Origin of the sequence: Aeromonas sp. 603079 (assembly GCF_049172135.1) — a bacterium.
GTDB lineage: Bacteria > Pseudomonadota > Gammaproteobacteria > Enterobacterales > Aeromonadaceae > Aeromonas > Aeromonas veronii.
The window spans coordinates 31,546-49,069 of the sequence record NZ_JAAKPX010000001.1 but is presented as its reverse complement, the minus strand read 5'-3'; the positions used below and the strand labels follow the sequence as shown (position 1 = coordinate 49,069).

Here is a 17,524-nt window from a genome sequence, read left to right as displayed (position 1 = left end):
CAAGGCCCGTTTTTCCCTCCGGAATTTCTCTTTTCTTGCGTGAGTCGCCAACCATGAAGCGAGTGCTCTCCATTCAATCCCATGTGGTCTTTGGCTGTGCCGGTAACAGTGCCGCCGTCTTTCCCATGCGTCGCCTTGGCATCGAGGTGTGGCCGATGAACACGGTGCAGTTCTCCAACCACACCCAGTACAGTGAGGGGTGGCAGGGGATGGTGATGCCCGGCGGTCATATCCGTCAGCTGGTAAACGGCCTGGCGGAGATCGGTGTGCTGGCTGAGTGCGATGCGATCTTGAGCGGCTACCTCGGCTCGGCCGAACAGGGGGAGGAGATCCTGGCTGCTGTGGCCCGGCTCAAGGCGCTCAATCCGGCCGCCCTCTATTTTTGTGACCCCGTGATGGGTCACCCCGACAAGGGGTGCATAGTGGCACCCGGCGTCGCCGATTTTCTGAAACATCGGGCACTGGCCTGCGCCGATATGCTGGCTCCCAATCTGCTGGAACTGGAACAGCTCACCGGCCGCGATATCCGCAATGTGCCGGAGGCCATCGAGGCGTGCCAGCAGCTGCGCGCGCAAGGGGTCAAGTTGGTGATGGTCAAGCATCTGGGCAAGGCCGGCTTTGCCATGGACCGCTTCGAGATGCTGCTGGTGTGCGAGGAGGGGACTTTTCACCTCTCCCGCCCGCTCTACCCTTTTGCTCGCCACCCCATCGGGGTGGGGGATCTGCTGAGCGCCACCATGCTGGCCAATCTGCTGGCCGGTTGTACCCCGGTCGCGGCGTTCGAGCTTACCAACGCCAGCGTGGATGCCGTGCTGGCTCGCACCTGGTTGGCGGGGGCCTACGAGCTGCAACTGGTGGCGGCCCAGCACGAGATGGCGCTGCCGCAGGTCTCCATTCGGGCGACCCGCCTCTGAGCTGTTTGCGCCAACAGCAAAAACAACAAAGCCCTGATCATCAGGGCTTTTTATATTTCAGAATCCGGGAGCGGGCTTAGTCTTGCGGGCTTTTGAGCGCCTTGACCACATCCTCTTTGGGCTCCAGCTCCTTGACCTGATTGAAGATCTCCAGCTCCCCTTGCGGGCTGACGGTGTAGGCATCGGCATCCTGATAGCTGCCGCTGCCGGCGCTCTCGATGATGACCACCAGCTCGGGCTGTTTGTCGCCATTCAAATCGACCAGTTTCAGCTCCCGGATAAAGCCGTTGCGGGCCATCACCTTGCCATCCTGAAACTCATCCAGTGGAAATTGGGCGTTCTGGCCCGAATAGAGCCGCACGTCATAGCTGCCGATGGAGGCGGGCTCACCGGCCCCCTGCTCCACCCGGATCACCTGCCCGGAGGGGAGGGTAAGTTGCTTGCTAAATCCCTCTTCGGCTTGTGCCGCCAGCGGCAGGGTCAGCAGCCCTGCCATCATCAATGCTCTGTTCATCTTGCAACCTCTTGCTGTCTGTTGAGTGCAGGCTCCCGGGGAGCCCGCCGTGATGCTGTTACCAGATCTTCACCCGCTTCTGGGGCGGCAGATAGAGCTTGTCCCCCGGCTGGATGTTGAATGCCTCGTAGAAGGCGGGAATGTTCGGCACCACGCCGTTGACCCGGTACTCTGGCGGCGAGTGGGGGTCGGAGCGCAGCAGCATCTGCATCAGCTCGGGGCGATACATCCCCTTCCACACCTGCGCCCAGCCGAGGAAGAAGCGCTGTTCGCCGGTGAAGCCATCCAGCACCGGCGCCTCCTTGCCATCCAGTGACAGCTCATAGGCTTTGTGGGCGATGGTGAGACCGCCCAGATCGCCGATGTTCTCCCCCAGGGTGAACTGGCCGTTGACGAACTGGCCGTTGATGGGCTCGAAGCGGTTGTACTGGGCCACCAGACGGCTGGTGCGGAATCGGAACTCCTTGAGATCCTGCGGCGTCCACCAGTCGCGCATCATGCCGTCACCATCGGATTTGGCCCCCTGATCATCAAAACCGTGGCCCATCTCGTGACCAATGACCCCGCCGATGGCGCCGTAGTTGACCGCATCATCCGCCGTCATGTCGAAGAAGGGGGGCTGCAAGATGGCCGCCGGGAAGACGATCTCGTTGTTGCTCGGGTTGTAGTAGGCGTTCACCGTTTGCGGCGACATGTGCCACTCGTCCCGGTCGACCGGTTTGCCGAGGCGCGCCAGACTGTCTGCGTATTCAAAGGCTTGCGAGCGTTGCAGGTTGCCCACCAGATCATCCGGTTTGATGGCGATGGCGCTGTAATCCTTCCACTTGTCGGGGTAGCCGATCTTGGGGCGGAACTTGGCCAGCTTCTCGAGGGCCTGCGCCTTGGTCTCGGGCGACATCCAGTCGAGCTCCTTGATGCTCTGGCCGTAGGCGGTGCGCAGGTTCTCCACCAGCTGCTCCATTCGCTCCTTGGCCGCAGGCGGGAAGTAGCGGGCCACATAGAGCTGGCCGACCGCTTCACCCAGATGATCGTTCAGCACCCCGAGCGCCCGCTCCCAGCTGGCGCGCTGCTTGGGCGTGCCGCTCAATGTGGTGCCGTAGAAGGCAAAGTTGGCGCGGTCGGTCTCGCTGTCGAGATAGGGGGCGTAGTCGGTCAACAGTTGCCACTTGAGGTAGGCCTGCCAGTCGGCGATGGGGGTCTGGGCCATCACCTGATCCAGCGCGCTAAGATAGGTCGGCTGACCGATAATGAGCTCCGGCTGGGAAGCAATGCCCGCGGCGTTCAGATAGGCCTGCCAGTCGAGGTGGGGGGCGAGCCGTGCCAGTTCGCTGGCGGGGCGCTTGTTGTAGTTCTTCTCCCGATCTCGCAGGGCGACGTTGTCCCACTGGATGGTGGCGAGCCGGGTTTCGAGGGCCAGAATCCGTTTGGCCTTGCCGCTCGGGTCAGATTCCCCGAGGCGGCTCAGCATGGCGGCGATATGCTGCTGGTACTTCTGGCGCAGGGCCTGACTGTCGGGATCCTGCTTGAGGTAGTAGTCCCGATCCGGCAGCCCCAATCCCCCCTGATAGAGGTAGACCGCATAGCGGTCGGGAGACTTGGCATCGGCGTCGATCCAGATGCCAAACGGCGCGCCGCCGCCCATGCGGCCACTTTGGGCAAAGGCGCGGGCCAGCGCGGCCTGATCACCGATCCGGTCGATATCGGCCAGCGCCGGTGCCAGCGGGGTGAGCCCCTTGGCGTCACGGCTAGCCTGATCCAGATAGCTGGCGTAGAGATCGCGGATCTGCTGGGTCGGCGTGCCGGTGGCGGCCTCCTGCTTGGCCAGCCCCTCGACCAGCACCCGCACATCGGCGAGGGATTTGTCCCGCAGCATGTAGAAGGCGCCATCGGCTGGGCGATCGTCGGGGATCTTGGCGGTGGCGAGCCACTTGCCATTGACGTAGCGGAAGAAGTCATCGCCGGGTTTGACCCGGGTGTCCATATTGGCCAGCGCCAGCCCGGAGTGTTTGGGGGAGTCTTGCGGTGCTTGACTGCAGCCAGCCAGCAGTGCCAGTCCAATCAGGCCGGCCAGTAAGCTCTTCTTATTGTTCATCTTGTTTGATTCCAATTCGGGTTGTTTGCTTCCCTGCCCATCTTCCTTGCTCCAACCGGTTGTGCGACCGCCTTGCGGCCAGCCTGGTGGAGAGGGCGGGCGAGCCTCACTCTAGCAGCAGGGTTGCAGCTTGATAAGCCCGACTCTGCTAAGATCGGCCGGTCCGTTTTGGGGAAGCCTATGATTTCTCATCTTTATTCTCGCTTTTGTCTGACTATGCCAGCGCCGGAAGGTTCCACCGGTCTGCTGGTGGCCTTCAGTGGCGGCCTCGACTCCACCCTGCTGCTGGTGCTGGCTGCGCAGTATGCTCGCGAGCACAGCCTGTCACTTCGCGCCCTGCACGTGCACCACGGCCTCAGTCCCCATGCCGATGAGTGGGTCGCTCATTGTGAAGCCGTGTGTCAGCAATTGGCGGTGGAGCTGCTGGTCGAGCGAGTGACTCTGGCCCGTGGCAATGGCGAGAGTCTGGAGGCGCAAGCCCGCACCGCCCGTTACCAGCGGCTGACCGCCCGGATGCGGGAGGGGGAGTGGCTGCTCACCGCCCACCATCAGGACGATCAGCTGGAGACCCTGCTGCTGGCCCTCAAGCGCGGCGCTGGTCTGCGTGGACTGGCGGGGATCCTGCCAAGCCAGCCCTTTGCCGGTGGCCTGTTGCTGCGTCCGCTGCTCGATATGAGTCGCGCCGAGCTGGCCGAGGCGGCGGCGAGCCTCCCCTTTGGCTGGGTGGAGGATGAGAGCAATCAGGATGTGAGCTATGACCGCAACTTTTTACGCCAGACGCTTATCCCCCAGCTCAAGGCGCGTTGGCCCGCCATGGCCCAGACCGCGGCGCGCAGCATGGCCCTGTGCGCCGAGCAGGAGGCGCTGCTGGACGAACTGGCAGAGAGTGACTGGCAGCTGGCGGGCGAGGAGGAGGCGCTCCATATCGGCCCGCTGCACGCCCTTTCACCCACCCGGCGCAACAACCTGCTGCGCTACTGGATCCGCCGTCAGGGGGGGGAGATGCCATCCCGTGAGCAGCTTGCCCGGCTCTGGCAGGAGGTAGCGCTGGCGCGCGGCGATGCCAATCCCCAGCTCAACTGGGGGCGCCAGAGCTGCCGCCGTTTTCAGGAGCGACTCTATCTGGTGAGCCCTGATCTGCAACCTTGCCATCAGGTGTTGCCGGTCACAGTGGGTGAGCCGCTGACCCTGCCGGACGGGTTGGGTGAGCTGGTGGTACGCATGGCGGAGCACGGCGAGGATCTGCTGCGTTCCCCCCGAGCGGATGAGCCTCTCTCGGTGCGTTTTCAGGTGGCGCCCGGGATCCCCCTCAAACCGGTGGGGCGAAGCGGCAGTCGGCGGATGAAGAAGCTGCTGCAGGAGTATGGCGTGCCTTCGTGGCAGCGAGGGCGCATTCCCATCCTCTACTATGGCGAGCAGGTGGCGGCGGTGGTGGGGCTCTTTGTCTGCGACGGTTATATGGCACAGAGTGCCGGGCTGGTTTGCCACTGGCAGGGAAACGGTGCCGCCCCCATCCTGCCCGAGCAGGATCTTGCCTGAGGTGATCTCGGTGTGAGGGAGGCTTAGCCCAAAAAAAGAAGCTCCGGTCACATGGCGCGCATGTGCCGGAGCAAAGAAGAGTTCGGGATTATTCGTTAGGGCTGGCCTTGCCTGCTTTCTTGCGGGCGTAGAGGTGACTGTCGGCCGCCTCGTAGAGGCTCGGCACATCGACCCCGGATTGCCAGCTGGCGGCGCCAAGGCTGCATCCGACCGAGAAGGTGCTGAGCTCCTTGTTGGTCATCAGCATGTGCTGCAGTCGCAGCCAGACCGGGCGCCACGCCTCGGGTTCGGCCGGTTGCAGCAGCAGGGCAAATTCATCTCCCCCGAGCCGGAAGGCTTGATCCGTGCTGCGAATGCACCCCTTGAGCAGCTGGGCGAAGCGACTCAGCACCAGATCCCCCACCGGATGACCCCAGGTATCATTGATCTGCTTGAAGCGATCGAGATCCAGCAGCACCAGCACCAGACCGTGGGGCTCGCGGCTGTGCTGTTCGATGGCGCGACCGATGGCCTCGTCAAAGTAGGAGCGGTTGCCAAGGCCGGTCAGGTGATCGAGCCGGACCAGCTGATCCAGTTTTTCCAGCCGCAGATAGAGGGGCAGCAGCAGGCAGAGCAGCTGATGGTATTGCATCAGTACCCGTTGCTGGCTGCCGCTCAGCGGATGTTCCAGCTCGTAGTGGAGCTGGCCGAGCAGCTGGCCGTGCTGGCCGCGCAGTTCGAACGGATAGTTGTGCAGGTTGAGGGTGGCCAGCGGCGGGTGCTGGATCAGCACATGGGGCTGGCCACAATCGAGGTAGAGACTGTGGATCCTGACAATTCTTGCCGCACGATCGGCAAAAGTTGTCAGCAGACCGCCGAGATCGCTCTGCCCCAACAACTGCTCGAGCAACTGGTTGCGTTCAACGCTGGGCAACGGCGTGAGCCGCTCCATCTGGCGAACCCACTGCTCGATGCCATGGCTAAAGCCATTAAGTGACGACGTATTTTCCATGGTCTTCCACCTGTAACACCTGACTACTGTCTCCTCCCTGCAATTGGCATGCCCAATATATCTTTCCTGCCCGCCAGATCGGCTGACTAAGCTTAAGTCGATAAAAGGAGAGGAAAATTTGTACACCGACCTGTTGATCCTGCTGTTCGCCGCCGTCCTGCTGGTGGCAACTTTCCGGCGCCTCGGCTTGCCGGTCATCCTTGCCTACCTGATTGCCGGCGTCTTGCTCGGCCCCCACGGGCTGGCGGTGATCACCGGTCAGTCGATCATGCAGACCATTGCCGAGCTCGGGATCGTCTTTCTGATGTTTTCGCTGGGGCTGGAGTTTTCCCTGCCGAAATTACTGGCGATGCGCCGGTTGGTACTGGGGGTCGGGATGTTGCAGGTGCTGCTCACGTCACTGCTCTTTTTCGCCATCGGCTGGTGGTGGGGGCTGGGTCTGGCCCAGTCGCTGGTGGTGGCGGGGACGTTGGCGCTCTCCTCCACGGCTGTGGTGATCAAGCAGCTCGGCGAGCAGAAGCAGCTCCATACCCGCCGCGCCCAGCTGGGGGTGAGCGTGCTGCTGTTTCAGGATCTGGCGGTGGTGCCCCTGCTGGTGATGATCCCGATCCTCGCCCAGCCGGAAGTGCAGGGGAGTGCGCTGGCCGCCGAGATCGCCTGGGCCACCCTCAAGGGGCTGTTTGCTCTATTCACCCTGTTGGCGGTGGGCAAGTGGTTGCTGCCGTTGTTGTTTCACGAGGTGGCGCGAGCCCGCTCCGACGAGTTGTTCGTGCTGAGTGCCCTGCTGGTGGCGCTGCTGGCTGCCTACATGACCCATTCGCTGGGGCTGTCGATGGCGCTGGGGGCATTTCTAGCGGGGATGATGCTGGGGGAGTCCCACTACCGTCATCAGCTTGAGGTAGACATCAAGCCCTTTCGCGACGTGTTGATGGGGCTCTTTTTTATCACTATCGGCATGGCCATGGAGTGGGAGCTGGTGGCGCGGGCTTGGTGGCAGGTACTGATCTGCGTGGTGCTGCTGGTGCTGTGCAAATCCCTGCTGGTGCTGCTGGCCGGGCGGCTGATGGGGGAGCGAAAGCGTGACAGCATGGCCGCCGGCATCATGCTCAGTCAGGTGGGGGAGTTCGGCTTCGTGTTGCTGGCGCTGGCGCTCCACCACGGCTTGCTGGATCAGCAACTGGTCTCCCTGCTGATCGGCATCGGCATCATCTCCATCGCCATGACCCCCTGGCTGGTGACCCAGGCCCATTCGCTGGCCCGCAGCCTGACCGATCCGGCGCTGCTGACCCGCTCCGAGGTGGCCCAGTCGGGCCTGAGCAAAAACCAGCATGTCATCATTGCCGGGTTTGGCCGGGCGGGGCAGACCTGCGCCCGCTTCCTCAAAATCGAAGAGATCCCCTTTCTGGCCCTCGATCTCGACCCCGAGCGGGTGAGCGAGGCCAAGCTGGCGGGGGAGCAGGTGGCCTTCGGCGATGCCAGCCGCCGCGATATTCTGCTGGCCGCCGGGCTGTTGCGGGCGCGGCTGGTGATCATCACCTTCGATGATCGTAAGCGGGTGGAGGCGATGCTGGCACTGATCCGCGAATTGGCGGGGGATCTCAAAGTGCTGGTGCGTACCCGGGATGACAGTTTTCTGGAGCAGTACAAGCAGGCGGGGGCCTTCGAGGTGATCCCCGAATCCCAGGAGGGGGCCCTGATGCTGGTCTCCCACCTGCTGCTCAATTGCGATATCCCCATCGGTCGGGTGATCCGCCGGATGGAGCTGGAGCGCAGCAGTCAGTATCGCTTTCTGCACGGCTTCTACTGGGGGGATCAGAGCGCCAGCAATCTGGAAGCGGATCAGCTGCTTGAACGTCTCCACCCGCTGTTTCTGCACGATCAGGCGTGGGCGGTAGGCCGTGAAGTGCGTGAGCTGCCGCTCGATGAGGTGCGGATCAAGGAGGTGCAGCGCGGCGATCAAAGTCTGGAACCCAGACCCGAGCTGGTGCTGGCAGCTGGCGATCGGCTGATCCTGTTTGGTACCGTGGTGGCGATGGAACAGGCGGAGCAGCGTTTGCTGGAGGGGCGCTGAGTCCCCTTGCACTCATCGGTTACCCCCTTTACTCCCGCTCTTTTGGTAGCCCTTCGATATCGAGGAAGGCGACGACCCGCTCCCGCTCCCTCAGGGTGTCCTGATAGCCCAGCTTGATCAGCTGCTGACAATAACCCGGATAGAACATCAAAAAGCTGGCCAGACTGCTGGTCTCATCCCCCTTCACACCCAGCACCCGCAACAGGCGGCGCAACTTTAGCGGCAGTTTGCGCAGGTAGGCCAGTGCGATGGTGTCGAGATCCTGACTCGGTTTCAGCACGCAGGTCTCCACCCGCTTCAGCTTGAGGCGATTGCGCTCCCGCTCAGGGATAAGATCCAGAGTCTGGTTGATGCGCCATAGCCGCTCCAGATCGGAGTTGAGGGTGTCGGTAAAGACCGTATCGAGCAGATGGCTGGCAATATTGGAGCTGGTGAGATGGCCGTGATGATGGGTCGGTGCCGAGTGGGCTGGCGGATCCAGGGTGATCAGCAGGATCCGCTCCGCCCCCAGATGGATGGCGGGGCTGAGCGGGCTCAGCTGGTGGATGGAACCGTCGCCGTAGAACTTCTCGCCGATCCGGGTGGCCGGAAAGACAAAGGGCAACGCCGAGGAGGCGAGCAGGTGCTCCGATGTAAGCACGGTGCGTACACCGCGCCGTCTGGCCCGCTCCCAAGGATGGTGGTCGGCTCGCCCCTGAAAGAAGGTGGTGGAGAGGCCGTCATCGTAATCCGACGCCGTGATGGCCAGCGCCTCCAGACTGCCGTAGAGGATGTTGTCATCGATGCGGTGATAGTCGATGAGCTGATCCAGCAGGCGGTGCAGCGGCGCGTTGTCAAAGAGGTGAAAGGCGTGGTTGGTGTGGGGATTGATCAGCCCCGCCGACCCCTCGTACATCAACCGCCACAGCAGGCGCCCGGGGTGAAAATCGAAGATGTGGTGAGTCTCGAAGCGGCGCCAGACCCACTCCAGCTTGCGTACCCCCAGATGGAAACAGGAGGCGTAGCAGGCGAGCGCGGTGACATTGATGGCCCCCGCCGAAGTGCCACACAGGATGGGAAAAGGGATGCCGAGATTGCGCGGGTAGAGCTCCGCAATCGCCTTGAGGGCACCGACCTGATAGGCGGCGCGAGCACCGCCACCGGTGAGCAACAACGCTGTATTGGGTCTGGCCATATGCTGGCGCCTTATTGTGTCCTGACAAGAATGTTCCCACTGACAAGTTAACTATAAGGCGCTGTATCAAATATAAAAACGGGCGCTCGCCCGTTTTTTCATGGCCCCATGTCAAAGGGCGCGGTGAGGATTTTCCGGCCGCGCCAGCTGATCGAAGGCGGCGAATACCGGAGCGCTGGCGAGGATGCGACCGTGGCCCAGTCCCCGGGTGCTCACCAGCCGGGTATGACCATCCTGACTGGCCCGCAAGGAATCGCCGTGCGGGGCAAATCTGTCCTCCTCGTCGTGCACGATCATCGCCGCGCCGCTGCGACTGGCGAGTCGGCCCAGCGGATCGACCGTGCTCAAGGGGTGCTGGTACTCCTGCTCAATCTCCTTGACCACCGCATCGAACAGCCGGATGGAGTAGCCGGAGCGTGCCACCATGCCGTAGAGCTGGGGCACATAGTCGAGCACCGGCGAAATCAACAGCAGCGGCAGGGTATCGATACCCGGCTGACGGCTGGAGAGGATGACGGCGCCCCCCATGCTGTGGGCGATGACCCCGTGCAGTGGGCCTGCTTCGCTGGCCAGCCTGGTTGCCAGCTCGTCGAAGGCACGTACGAAGCGGGGCAGGTGGCCTGTGTTGCCTGCGCTCTGGCCGTGGGCCGGATGATCGTAGGCAATGGCGGTGAAACCCTGCGCGGCGATATGGCTCATCAGCGGATAGAACTGGCTGGCGCTGCCGGACCAGCCGTGCATCAGCAGCCACAGTGGTCCCTGACCGAGCCGATAGCTCATCAATACCCCTTCGCTGGTATGGACGGCCTGCTTCACCAGACCGGCAGTTTCGTGGCCACCCCGCTGGTTGCGCTGGGGGGTGAGCAGCAACTTGCTAGCGGTACGCTTGGCATGGGTGGGGGCGAGTCTGTGGTGCAACCGGGTGCCTATCCCCAGCAGCCATTTGCTCGGGCTGAAGCGGCGGGTGTTGAAGTAGATCTTGCTGCTCATGGTCATCCTGTGGTTTTTATGTGCGAACGGTCGTGCTTTTTTATCGGTTTTTAAAAAGTCGTGTTGAACGGATGCCAAAACATCAGCGCCAGCTGCTCAGCAGAGCGTCCACCTCGGGCCAGAAGTGGTGGGCCGGATCCTGACACAGTTCGAGATCGTTGAACACCTGATCCGCCAGATAGAGGCCATAGAGGCGATAAACGGCGCGCCAGGGATCCATCTCCTGTCGCCACTCGCCTGCGGCCTGACCCTGTACCACCTGACGGGCCAGATAGTCGAGCCAGAAGCGCACCAGTTGCCGGGCGGCTTGCTGCACGGGGCTCTTTTGCTCATGGCCATCCTGCACCGAGGTCCAGGCGTCGAGGAACATGCAGCGTCCGGCAAAGCAGTGGTTCCACGCCTGCCAGGCGCGCAGCAGGGCGATCAGCTTGTCGTGCTGGCTCTGGTGCTCCTGCTGACGTACCGGCTGGATCACCCGCAGCCGAAACACCTCGGCGGCGTACTCCAGCACGGCGATCTGCAGATTGTCTCGGGATTGAAAGTGGCCAAACAGGCCGCTTTTGGACATCTCGCAGGCGCTGGCCAGCGAGCCGATGGTCAGGCTCTCCAGCCCTTGCTGGCTCGCTTGCTCAAAGGCTGTCTGCAAAATGTTTTCCCGGGTCAGGCGCCCTTTGCTCATCACTCTCTCCTCGTTGGCGCTGGCAGCATAAAGTACGATCGTGCTAATTGTCGAGCAACAAATAGCCAGCATGGCTGGCTATGTCGTCTCGCACGTGTCGCTATGCGCGGGGGTCAGTTCTCCTTGATATCGAGCTGTTGCAGGGCGATAACCGCCTGAGTGCGGTTTTTGACGCCCAGTTTTCTGAAGATGGCGGTGATATGGGCCTTGATGGTGGCTTCAGAGACGTTGAGCTCCCAGGCGATCTGTTTGTTGAGGCTGCCATCGCGCAGCATGATCAGCACTTTGTATTGCTGGGGGGTGAGGCTAGCCAGCTTGCTGGCGAAATCGGGGCCATCTTCCGATTCGGGATGGAGCGAGATGCCTTCCGGCACCCAGTTATCCCCCCCGATCACCGTATTGAGGGCATTGACCAGCTCCTTCATCGGCACCGATTTGGGAATGAAGCCGAGCGCCCCGAGCCGCAACACCTGCTGGATGATGGCCGCATCTTCCGAGGCGGAGACCACCACTATGGGCAGGTCGGGATATTGGCCGCGCAGGTGGGCCAGCCCCTCGAAGCCATTGGCTCCCGGCATCTTGAGATCGAGCAGCAACAGGTCGACCTCGGGGTGCTCGCCGAGCAGGCTGGTCAGGCTGTCGATGGAGTCCGCTTCCAGCAATTGGGCGTCGTTGATGGCCATGTGCACCGCTTGGTATAGGGCGCCCCGAAACAGGGGGTGGTCATCTGCGATGACGATGGTAAATTGGCTGTCCATATTTCGGTTAATGGCTCACATTGTTGCTAACTGATTGTTTTGAAAAATCAAACTAGCATCGCTCACCAAGAGGGTCAAACCCGCCGGTGCGCAAATGTGAAGCGACCATCGGATGTTTTGCCATCAGGGCAGATCGGCCGGTCGCAGGCAACTCATGCAGGAGGCAACAGATGGGATCCTTGGTATTGGCGGTGGGCACCGGCTCCACCTGGGCGATGCGGGCGGCACTGGTGCTCGCCATGAGCGGGCTGACGTGGCAGGAGCAGGTGTTCGATCTGGAGGATGCCAAGTCGCTGGCGCGGCTCAAGCGGTTGGCACCGGCCGGTCTGGTGCCCTGGCTCGAACACGATGGCGTGCGGGTTCACGACTCGCTGGCCATTGCCGAATATGTTCACGAGCTCTGTCCCGACCGCCAGCTCTATCCTGTTTCGCTGGCCGAGCGGGCACTGGCTCGCAGCCTCTGCGCCGAGTTGCATGCAGGATTTCGGCAGATCCGTTCTCTACTCCCCTTCTTTCTTGGGGCGCCAACCCGTATCGATCCCCCGGTGGAGGCGGTCGGTGAGCTGGCCCGTTTGCAGGAGATCTGGTCGCAGACGCGGGGCCCCTTCTACTTTGGCGAGGCGGGCATTGTCGATGCCTTCTATGCGGTGATGGCCTATCGGCTGGCCAGCTACGGCATCCTGTTGCCCGGTCTGGCGCGAGTCTATCAGCAGGCGCTGCTCTCTTGGCCTCTGTGGCAGGAGACCCTACTCAAGGCGCGGTTGCAGTGGCCGGTGGCGGCGCGCCAGTCACAGTGAGCCTTGGCAGATAGATAAACGAGAGAGGGGAGCCAGTGGCTCCCCTCTCTGTTGCTGGTATATATGGCCCAAGAGTTACTTCTGCCGACCGGCAAAGACCACCACCACCTTGTCATCCCCCTTCTCCCGCACGAAGGCGTAGGGGGTATCCGAGAGTTTCTGGTGGCTGCCAGCCGCAATGGCCGGATGTGCGGCGCGGAACTGGCCCAGTTGCTGCCAGTGCTTGACCAGCTCGGCCTTGTCTCCGCTGGCCAGCTCCTGCCAGTTCATGTCCGAGCGCAGCGCCTGATCGAACACCCCGCCATCCTTGGCCAGCCCGCGGCCGGACTCGTCGCCGTAGTAGAGCTGGATGCCGCCCGGCAGCAGCATAAAGCTGTTGGCGACCCGGCGCTGTAGCGGCACATCCTGATAGTCGCCAAAGAACAGCTTGGTGTCATGGGAGCTGATGTAGCTCAGCACGTTGAACTCGGGATCCTGATTGATACGGCTGGCGTAGCTGGCATAGGTGGGCTCGGCGCTGGCCATGCACTGGGCCTGGGGCAGGGCAAACTCGCGCTGATAGTCGAAGTTGATCAGGGAATCGAAACCGTTCTGATACCAGAAATCCTTGGCTACCCCGTGATCCCACACCTCGCCCACCATGTAGAAGGGCAGATCGTCGAGGGCCTTGCCCGGGTTGTTGGTCTTCCACTCCTTGAGTGCAGCGGTGCCCGCCTGCTTGAGCTTGGCCCACACTTCGGGTTCCAGATGCTTGACGGTGTCGGCGCGGAAGCCGTCGATGCCAAAGCGGCGCACCCAGTCGGTGTGCCAGGCGATCAGGTAGTCGCTCACGGTAGCGTCGGGCAGCGCCTTGGCGAGGGTATCCTTTTTCGCGGCCAGCAACGGCGGCAGCCCTACCGGTTTGGTCGATTCGGTGAGAAAGTCCGGCAGCCCCGCCACCGAGCCGGTGACATCGTCGGTGCCTGGCTGCGGGTAGCCGGGCAGACCGGCGCGCACCCAGTCACCGCTCCACCATTTGTTCCACGCGGGTGATTGATAGTCGATGAACTGGTTGTAGCCATGCCAGTTGAGGCCGCCGCTCGGGCGCCACTGGTTCCAGACGGTCGGCAGCTTGGCTGTGTTCTGGGCCAGCTCTGTGAGCCCCAAATCCTGCAAGTCGGCGAGGGTGGCGTAACCGGCGTGGTTCATCACCACGTCGAGGATGATCCGCATGCCGCGTTTGTGGGCCTCATCCACCAGGGTTTTCAGGCTCTCTTCATCGCCGTAGTTGGGGTCAATCTTGGTGAAGTCGAGCGCCCAGTAGCCGTGGTAGGCGTAGAAAGGGAAATTGCCCTGCTCGCCGCCACCAATGAAGCCGTGAACCTGCTCCACCATGGGGGTGATCCAGATGGCGTTCATGCCGAGGCTCTTGATGTAGTCGAGCTTCTCGGTCAGCCCCTTGAAGTCACCGCCATGCCAGGTGGCTACCTCATCCTGACCATCCTTCTGGCGGCCGAAGCTGTGGTCGTTGGCGGGATCGCCGTTGTTGAAGCGGTCGGTCAGCAGGAAATAGACGCTCGCCTGATCCCAGCTGAACGGTGCTGGCTTGGCTGCCTTGACCGGCTCGAGCAGCAGCAGGCCGCCGCTCTCTTTGCTCGGGCTCAGGGTCAGCTTGCCCTGTTTGACCACCGCCTCCTGTTTCGAGTAGGCATCCCTCAGTCGGGTACCCTCGGGCCAAACCCCTTTCAGGGATACCGTGACCGGGCCGCCATCCCAGCTGATGCAGGGCTCTTGTGGTGGCTGTCGTTTGAATTCGCTCTTCTTGGTCGCCCGCAGCACCTTGAGGCTGGGGGTATCCGGGTTGAAGGTGAACTGATACTCCCCGGCCAGCATCACCCGCAGGGTAAAGCTCTGATCCTTGCTGCATTTGTCCATGGGCTGGGCGGTGCCGAAGGGGAGCGGCTTGCTCTCGCTCGGGCCAAAGCTGGTACCGCAACTGTTGTCTGCGTCGCTGATGCGGATCTGGTGGCTCCCCTTGGCAAGAGGGTGAGTCAGCTCCACCGTGCCCTTGTCCAGCGCGATCGGGGCCGCCACCGGTTGACCATCTACATAGAGGCGAACCTCGGGGGCAGCTATCGCCTGTTGGATGAACAGAGGGGCGGCCAGCAGGGCGAGCCAGAGAGGGGATAAGTGATGAGCACGACGCATAAGCCATTCCTTGAGCAGGGCAGTTCGGACAAGGGCCCATTCTAGGAGCAGCAAAGCGCGCCTTGGATCGGCAAAATGCCGATTTGTGACATCAGTTCAAATGGTTACGTTTTCAAGCCGAGGAAAGTGTGACGGAGAGGAGATGGGACGCTCTGTCGATAAAAATAGCGGCCATAAAAATGCCGGTCAGGTGACCGGCATTTGGTGTGTTAGGCATTGTCGTCACATCAGACGGTGAAGAACTTGAAGTTGACGAAGGCCACCGCGATGAAGGAGGCAACCATGCCGCTGATGCAGAGCACTGCTGGGCGGATAGCGGGCCAGCGATGGGTCAGCAGAATGATGGCCAGCAGGGTCGGGTAGAGCCCGAACATGTAGCGTGGCATGGCGTTGAGGCCGGTCATCAGCGGGATGGTGCAGCAGATGAACATCAGGGTCGCTTCAGCCCAGCGCTTCTGGCTGAACAGGTAGCCGTTCAGACACCAGCCGAAGATCACCATGATGGAGAGGTAAGCCTTGCGGCCGCCCAGCTCGAAACCGCTCAGCCACCAATCCAGCGGGCTGTCCATGTAGCGACCCCAGGCCACCTGAATGTGCTTGAAGGCAAAGGCATCGCCGGTCAGGTGATAGAGGTAGACCATGTAGGCAAACAGGCCAAAGGGGATCATCCAGAGGGTGAAGACCACCTTGAAGGCGCGCTCGGTAAAGCGGAAAAATTCCCGCCAGCCGTAGGCCTGCAGCGCCAGGATCAGCACCGGGAAGACCATCATCACCCCCAGGTTGCGGGTGGCGGAGATACAGACCCCCAGCACGGCCACCATCAGCCACTGCTCCCGATAGGCGAACAGGAACATCCCCAGCATCAGCGCCATAAAGGTCGACTCGGTATAACCGGAGACGAAGTAGGCTGAGAAGGGGGAGAAGGCGAGCAGCCAGACGCCGAAGCGGGCGGTATCGTCCCCCAGCTTGAGCTGACGCAACACCAGCAGCATCAGCGGCAGGCTGGCGAAGAAAGAGATATTGGTAACAATGATGAGGCCGATCAGGCTCTCGACATTGAACAGGTTGGAGATGGCGCCGGAGACCATCGGGTAGAGCGGCATAAAGGCCCAGTTGGCCGCATTGCCCTTGCTCAGCCAGCGCGGGTAGAGATCGTATCCATTTTCGATGATGCGCTGGAACCAGACGCAGTCGAACTGACAATAGGCCTGCAGCGGGCCGATGTCGGGGGAGCCATAGAGCTGGACACCGAAGTAACCCATGCCATACAGCGCCACCCGGCTCAGCATGAAGGCGGCGATGATCATCAGCCAGTCACGACCGCTGATGCGCAGTGACGGGCGATAGGGGAGTGTAGCCCCGGTTAGCGGGGCAGTATTGGTCATATCATTCATCAGGCAAAAACCCAGACGCGAGAGAGAACGTAAGTGAGGACGGTAACGGTCAGGGTGGCGATGACCACCGGCAGCAGACCGGAGAGCCCCGCAAACAGCAGGCCGCTCAGGATCAGGTTACGCACCGCCAGCGAGAAGAGGGCGACCAGCAGAAACTTGCTGGCGGCTCCCTGCTTCTGGAAGGTGATGTAGCGGTGACCAAAGAAGGAGAACCAGAACGCGATGGCAAAAGCCAGCGTGGTAACCAGGTGCTCCGAGATGGTGGGCCAGGTATGAAACAGTGCGATGGAGGTGCCAAGGTCGACGAGGGTAGCCCCCCCGCCGACAAAACCGAAACGTACCAGCCGCCAGAATTCCTCGCGGGAGATCATTGCGGCGCCTGCTCCTGCTGCTCTTGCGGGTTGCTGTCAGCGCTCCGCGGTTTGGCCGTATCCTGCTTGGCATACTGGCCATAGACCCCTTCAATGAGGTAGACCGGGCGCTGTTTCACTTCCACGAACATGCGGCCGATGTACTCGCCGATGATGCCGAGCGACAGCAGCTGGATACCGCCGAGGAACAGCACTACAGACATCAGGGAGGCGTAACCGGGCACGTCGATGCCGAAGAAGACCACCTGGGTCACGATCTTGAGGATGTAGAGGAAGGCGACGAAGGAGACGCCGACACCCACATAGCTCCAGACCCGCAGCGGCCAGCTGGAGAAGCTGAGCAGACCGTCGAGGGCGAAGTTCCACAGTTTCCAGTAGTTGAATTTGGTTTCACCGGCGTGACGGGCCGGGCGCTCGTAGGGGACGCCAACGGCACGGAAACCGGCCCAGGCAAACAGCCCCTTCATAAAGCGGTTGCGCTCGGGCAGCAGCTTGATCGCCTCGACCACGCGACGGTCGATCAGGCGGAAGTCACCGGCGTTCTCCGGCAGCTTGGTGCTGGTGGAGAGGGCGTTGAAGAAGCGGTAGAAGCCACCGGCAGTCAGGCGCTTCATCGGGGTATCGGCACTGCGATCGACGCGGATGCCGTAGACGGTGTCATAGTCACCGGTCTGCCACAGTTTGACGAACTCCAGGATCAGGGCGGGCGGGTCTTGCAGATCCACGTCCATTGGCACGATGGCATCCCCTTTGGCCTGATGCAGACCGGCGGTCAAGGCGGCTTCTTTACCGAAGTTGCGTGCCAGGTTGACCAGGGTAACGCGCGGGTCACGGGCGATGGCCTGCTCGACCACTTCACGGGTGCGGTCACGACTGCCATCGTTGACGAATACAATTTCAAGCTGGTCTTTCAGCGGGGCCAGTTCGTTGTCTATCGCGTTGATGAAGGCATCGATGCTCTCTTCCTCGTTGTAAACGGGAACGACCAGAGAGAGTCGAAAATCTGGATGCGACATAAGAACGTCCTTATTTGGGATAGTTGTTTTTATAAAA

15 protein-coding genes are annotated in these 17,524 nt (G+C 61.9%); 4 read left to right on the top strand and 11 right to left on the bottom strand.

Features of this window, described 5'->3' with window-relative positions:
* The first annotated feature begins 53 nt into the window (after positions 1-53).
* Positions 54-914 carry a pyridoxal kinase PdxY gene (gene pdxY, locus G5287_RS00210; protein ID WP_421172080.1) on the top strand — a complete coding sequence of 287 codons (861 nt, stop codon included), beginning with the start codon at positions 54-56 and terminating at the stop codon, positions 912-914.
* A gap of 76 nt (positions 915-990) precedes the next feature.
* Here pdxY and G5287_RS00205 read toward each other — a convergent pair whose 3' ends face one another.
* Together G5287_RS00205 and G5287_RS00200 are read right to left on the bottom strand one after the other, a co-directional pair.
* Positions 991-1,428 carry a PliI family lysozyme inhibitor of I-type lysozyme gene (locus G5287_RS00205; protein WP_058059044.1) on the bottom strand — a complete coding sequence of 146 codons (438 nt, stop codon included), beginning with the start codon at positions 1,426-1,428 and terminating at the stop codon, positions 991-993.
* Between the two features lie 58 nt (positions 1,429-1,486).
* Positions 1,487-3,520: a M13 family metallopeptidase gene (locus tag G5287_RS00200; RefSeq protein ID WP_421172079.1), complete on the bottom strand. Its 2,034-nt coding sequence runs from the start codon at positions 3,518-3,520 to the stop codon at positions 1,487-1,489.
* A gap of 180 nt (positions 3,521-3,700) precedes the next feature.
* On the opposite strand from G5287_RS00200, the gene tilS reads away from it, so the two are divergent.
* On the top strand, positions 3,701-5,059 hold the full coding sequence (tilS, locus tag G5287_RS00195) for a tRNA lysidine(34) synthetase TilS (RefSeq protein ID WP_421230602.1): 1,359 nt from the start codon (positions 3,701-3,703) through the stop codon (positions 5,057-5,059).
* An 88-nt stretch (positions 5,060-5,147) separates the two neighbouring features.
* Here the strand turns inward: tilS and G5287_RS00190 are convergent, their stop codons facing one another.
* A complete protein-coding gene (locus G5287_RS00190; RefSeq protein ID WP_064337057.1) occupies positions 5,148-6,050 on the bottom strand; it encodes a GGDEF domain-containing protein in 903 nt (300 codons plus the stop codon).
* Between the two features lie 118 nt (positions 6,051-6,168).
* Here G5287_RS00190 and G5287_RS00185 point away from each other — a divergent pair, with 118 nt between their 5' ends.
* On the top strand, positions 6,169-8,121 hold the full coding sequence (locus G5287_RS00185; RefSeq protein WP_227342126.1) for a monovalent cation:proton antiporter family protein: 1,953 nt from the start codon (positions 6,169-6,171) through the stop codon (positions 8,119-8,121).
* Between the two features lie 28 nt (positions 8,122-8,149).
* Here G5287_RS00185 and G5287_RS00180 read toward each other — a convergent pair whose 3' ends face one another.
* The 4 genes from G5287_RS00180 to G5287_RS00165 all read right to left on the bottom strand — a co-directional run bounded on the left by G5287_RS00180 (position 8,150) and on the right by G5287_RS00165 (position 11,722).
* Positions 8,150-9,295, bottom strand: a complete 1,146-nt coding sequence (locus G5287_RS00180) for a patatin-like phospholipase family protein (protein ID WP_005347843.1) — start codon at positions 9,293-9,295, stop codon at positions 8,150-8,152.
* A gap of 111 nt (positions 9,296-9,406) precedes the next feature.
* Positions 9,407-10,285, bottom strand: a complete 879-nt coding sequence (locus tag G5287_RS00175; protein ID WP_421230601.1) for an alpha/beta hydrolase — start codon at positions 10,283-10,285, stop codon at positions 9,407-9,409.
* Positions 10,286-10,367: 82 nt separating this feature from the next.
* Positions 10,368-10,964, bottom strand: coding sequence for a TetR/AcrR family transcriptional regulator (locus G5287_RS00170; protein ID WP_227342129.1), 597 nt, complete (start codon positions 10,962-10,964; stop codon positions 10,368-10,370).
* Between the two features lie 113 nt (positions 10,965-11,077).
* On the bottom strand, positions 11,078-11,722 hold the full coding sequence (locus tag G5287_RS00165; RefSeq protein WP_005347836.1) for a response regulator: 645 nt from the start codon (positions 11,720-11,722) through the stop codon (positions 11,078-11,080).
* A gap of 170 nt (positions 11,723-11,892) precedes the next feature.
* Here G5287_RS00165 and G5287_RS00160 point away from each other — a divergent pair, with 170 nt between their 5' ends.
* A complete protein-coding gene (locus tag G5287_RS00160) occupies positions 11,893-12,519 on the top strand; it encodes a glutathione S-transferase (RefSeq protein ID WP_421230600.1) in 627 nt (208 codons plus the stop codon).
* Positions 12,520-12,594: 75 nt separating this feature from the next.
* Here the strand turns inward: G5287_RS00160 and G5287_RS00155 are convergent, their stop codons facing one another.
* From G5287_RS00155 to G5287_RS00140, 4 genes are all read right to left on the bottom strand, one after another.
* Entirely contained in the window at positions 12,595-14,706 is a 2,112-nt protein-coding gene (locus tag G5287_RS00155; protein ID WP_421230599.1) for an alpha-amylase, read from the bottom strand.
* A gap of 227 nt (positions 14,707-14,933) precedes the next feature.
* Positions 14,934-16,100 (bottom strand): hypothetical protein, encoded by a 1,167-nt coding sequence (locus G5287_RS00150; RefSeq protein ID WP_139432736.1) that lies wholly within the window; start codon positions 16,098-16,100, stop codon positions 14,934-14,936.
* Positions 16,100-16,471, bottom strand: a complete 372-nt coding sequence (locus G5287_RS00145; RefSeq protein ID WP_005338463.1) for a GtrA family protein — start codon at positions 16,469-16,471, stop codon at positions 16,100-16,102. Before G5287_RS00145 ends, G5287_RS00150 begins: the two co-directional genes overlap by 1 nt.
* Positions 16,468-17,487 (bottom strand): glycosyltransferase family 2 protein, encoded by a 1,020-nt coding sequence (locus G5287_RS00140; RefSeq protein WP_219296042.1) that lies wholly within the window; start codon positions 17,485-17,487, stop codon positions 16,468-16,470. Before G5287_RS00140 ends, G5287_RS00145 begins: the two co-directional genes overlap by 4 nt.
* Positions 17,488-17,524 lie beyond the last annotated feature (37 nt).

What these genes read in the sequence shown, in the direction of transcription:
- pdxY (WP_421172080.1), top strand. Translation starts at nt 54, where the DNA reads ATGAAGCGAGTGCTCTCCATTCAATCCCATGTGGTCTTTGGCTGTGCC.
- G5287_RS00205 (WP_058059044.1), bottom strand. Translation starts at nt 1,428, where the DNA reads ATGAACAGAGCATTGATGATGGCAGGGCTGCTGACCCTGCCGCTGGCG.
- G5287_RS00200 (WP_421172079.1), bottom strand. Translation starts at nt 3,520, where the DNA reads ATGAACAATAAGAAGAGCTTACTGGCCGGCCTGATTGGACTGGCACTG.
- tilS (WP_421230602.1), top strand. Translation starts at nt 3,701, where the DNA reads ATGATTTCTCATCTTTATTCTCGCTTTTGTCTGACTATGCCAGCGCCG.
- G5287_RS00190 (WP_064337057.1), bottom strand. Translation starts at nt 6,050, where the DNA reads ATGGAAAATACGTCGTCACTTAATGGCTTTAGCCATGGCATCGAGCAG.
- G5287_RS00180 (WP_005347843.1), bottom strand. Translation starts at nt 9,295, where the DNA reads ATGGCCAGACCCAATACAGCGTTGTTGCTCACCGGTGGCGGTGCTCGC.
- G5287_RS00175 (WP_421230601.1), bottom strand. Translation starts at nt 10,285, where the DNA reads ATGAGCAGCAAGATCTACTTCAACACCCGCCGCTTCAGCCCGAGCAAA.
- G5287_RS00170 (WP_227342129.1), bottom strand. Translation starts at nt 10,964, where the DNA reads ATGAGCAAAGGGCGCCTGACCCGGGAAAACATTTTGCAGACAGCCTTT.
- G5287_RS00165 (WP_005347836.1), bottom strand. Translation starts at nt 11,722, where the DNA reads ATGGACAGCCAATTTACCATCGTCATCGCAGATGACCACCCCCTGTTT.
- G5287_RS00160 (WP_421230600.1), top strand. Translation starts at nt 11,893, where the DNA reads ATGGGATCCTTGGTATTGGCGGTGGGCACCGGCTCCACCTGGGCGATG.
- G5287_RS00155 (WP_421230599.1), bottom strand. Translation starts at nt 14,706, where the DNA reads ATGCGTCGTGCTCATCACTTATCCCCTCTCTGGCTCGCCCTGCTGGCC.
- G5287_RS00150 (WP_139432736.1), bottom strand. Translation starts at nt 16,100, where the DNA reads ATGAATGATATGACCAATACTGCCCCGCTAACCGGGGCTACACTCCCC.
- G5287_RS00145 (WP_005338463.1), bottom strand. Translation starts at nt 16,471, where the DNA reads ATGATCTCCCGCGAGGAATTCTGGCGGCTGGTACGTTTCGGTTTTGTC.
- G5287_RS00140 (WP_219296042.1), bottom strand. Translation starts at nt 17,487, where the DNA reads ATGTCGCATCCAGATTTTCGACTCTCTCTGGTCGTTCCCGTTTACAAC.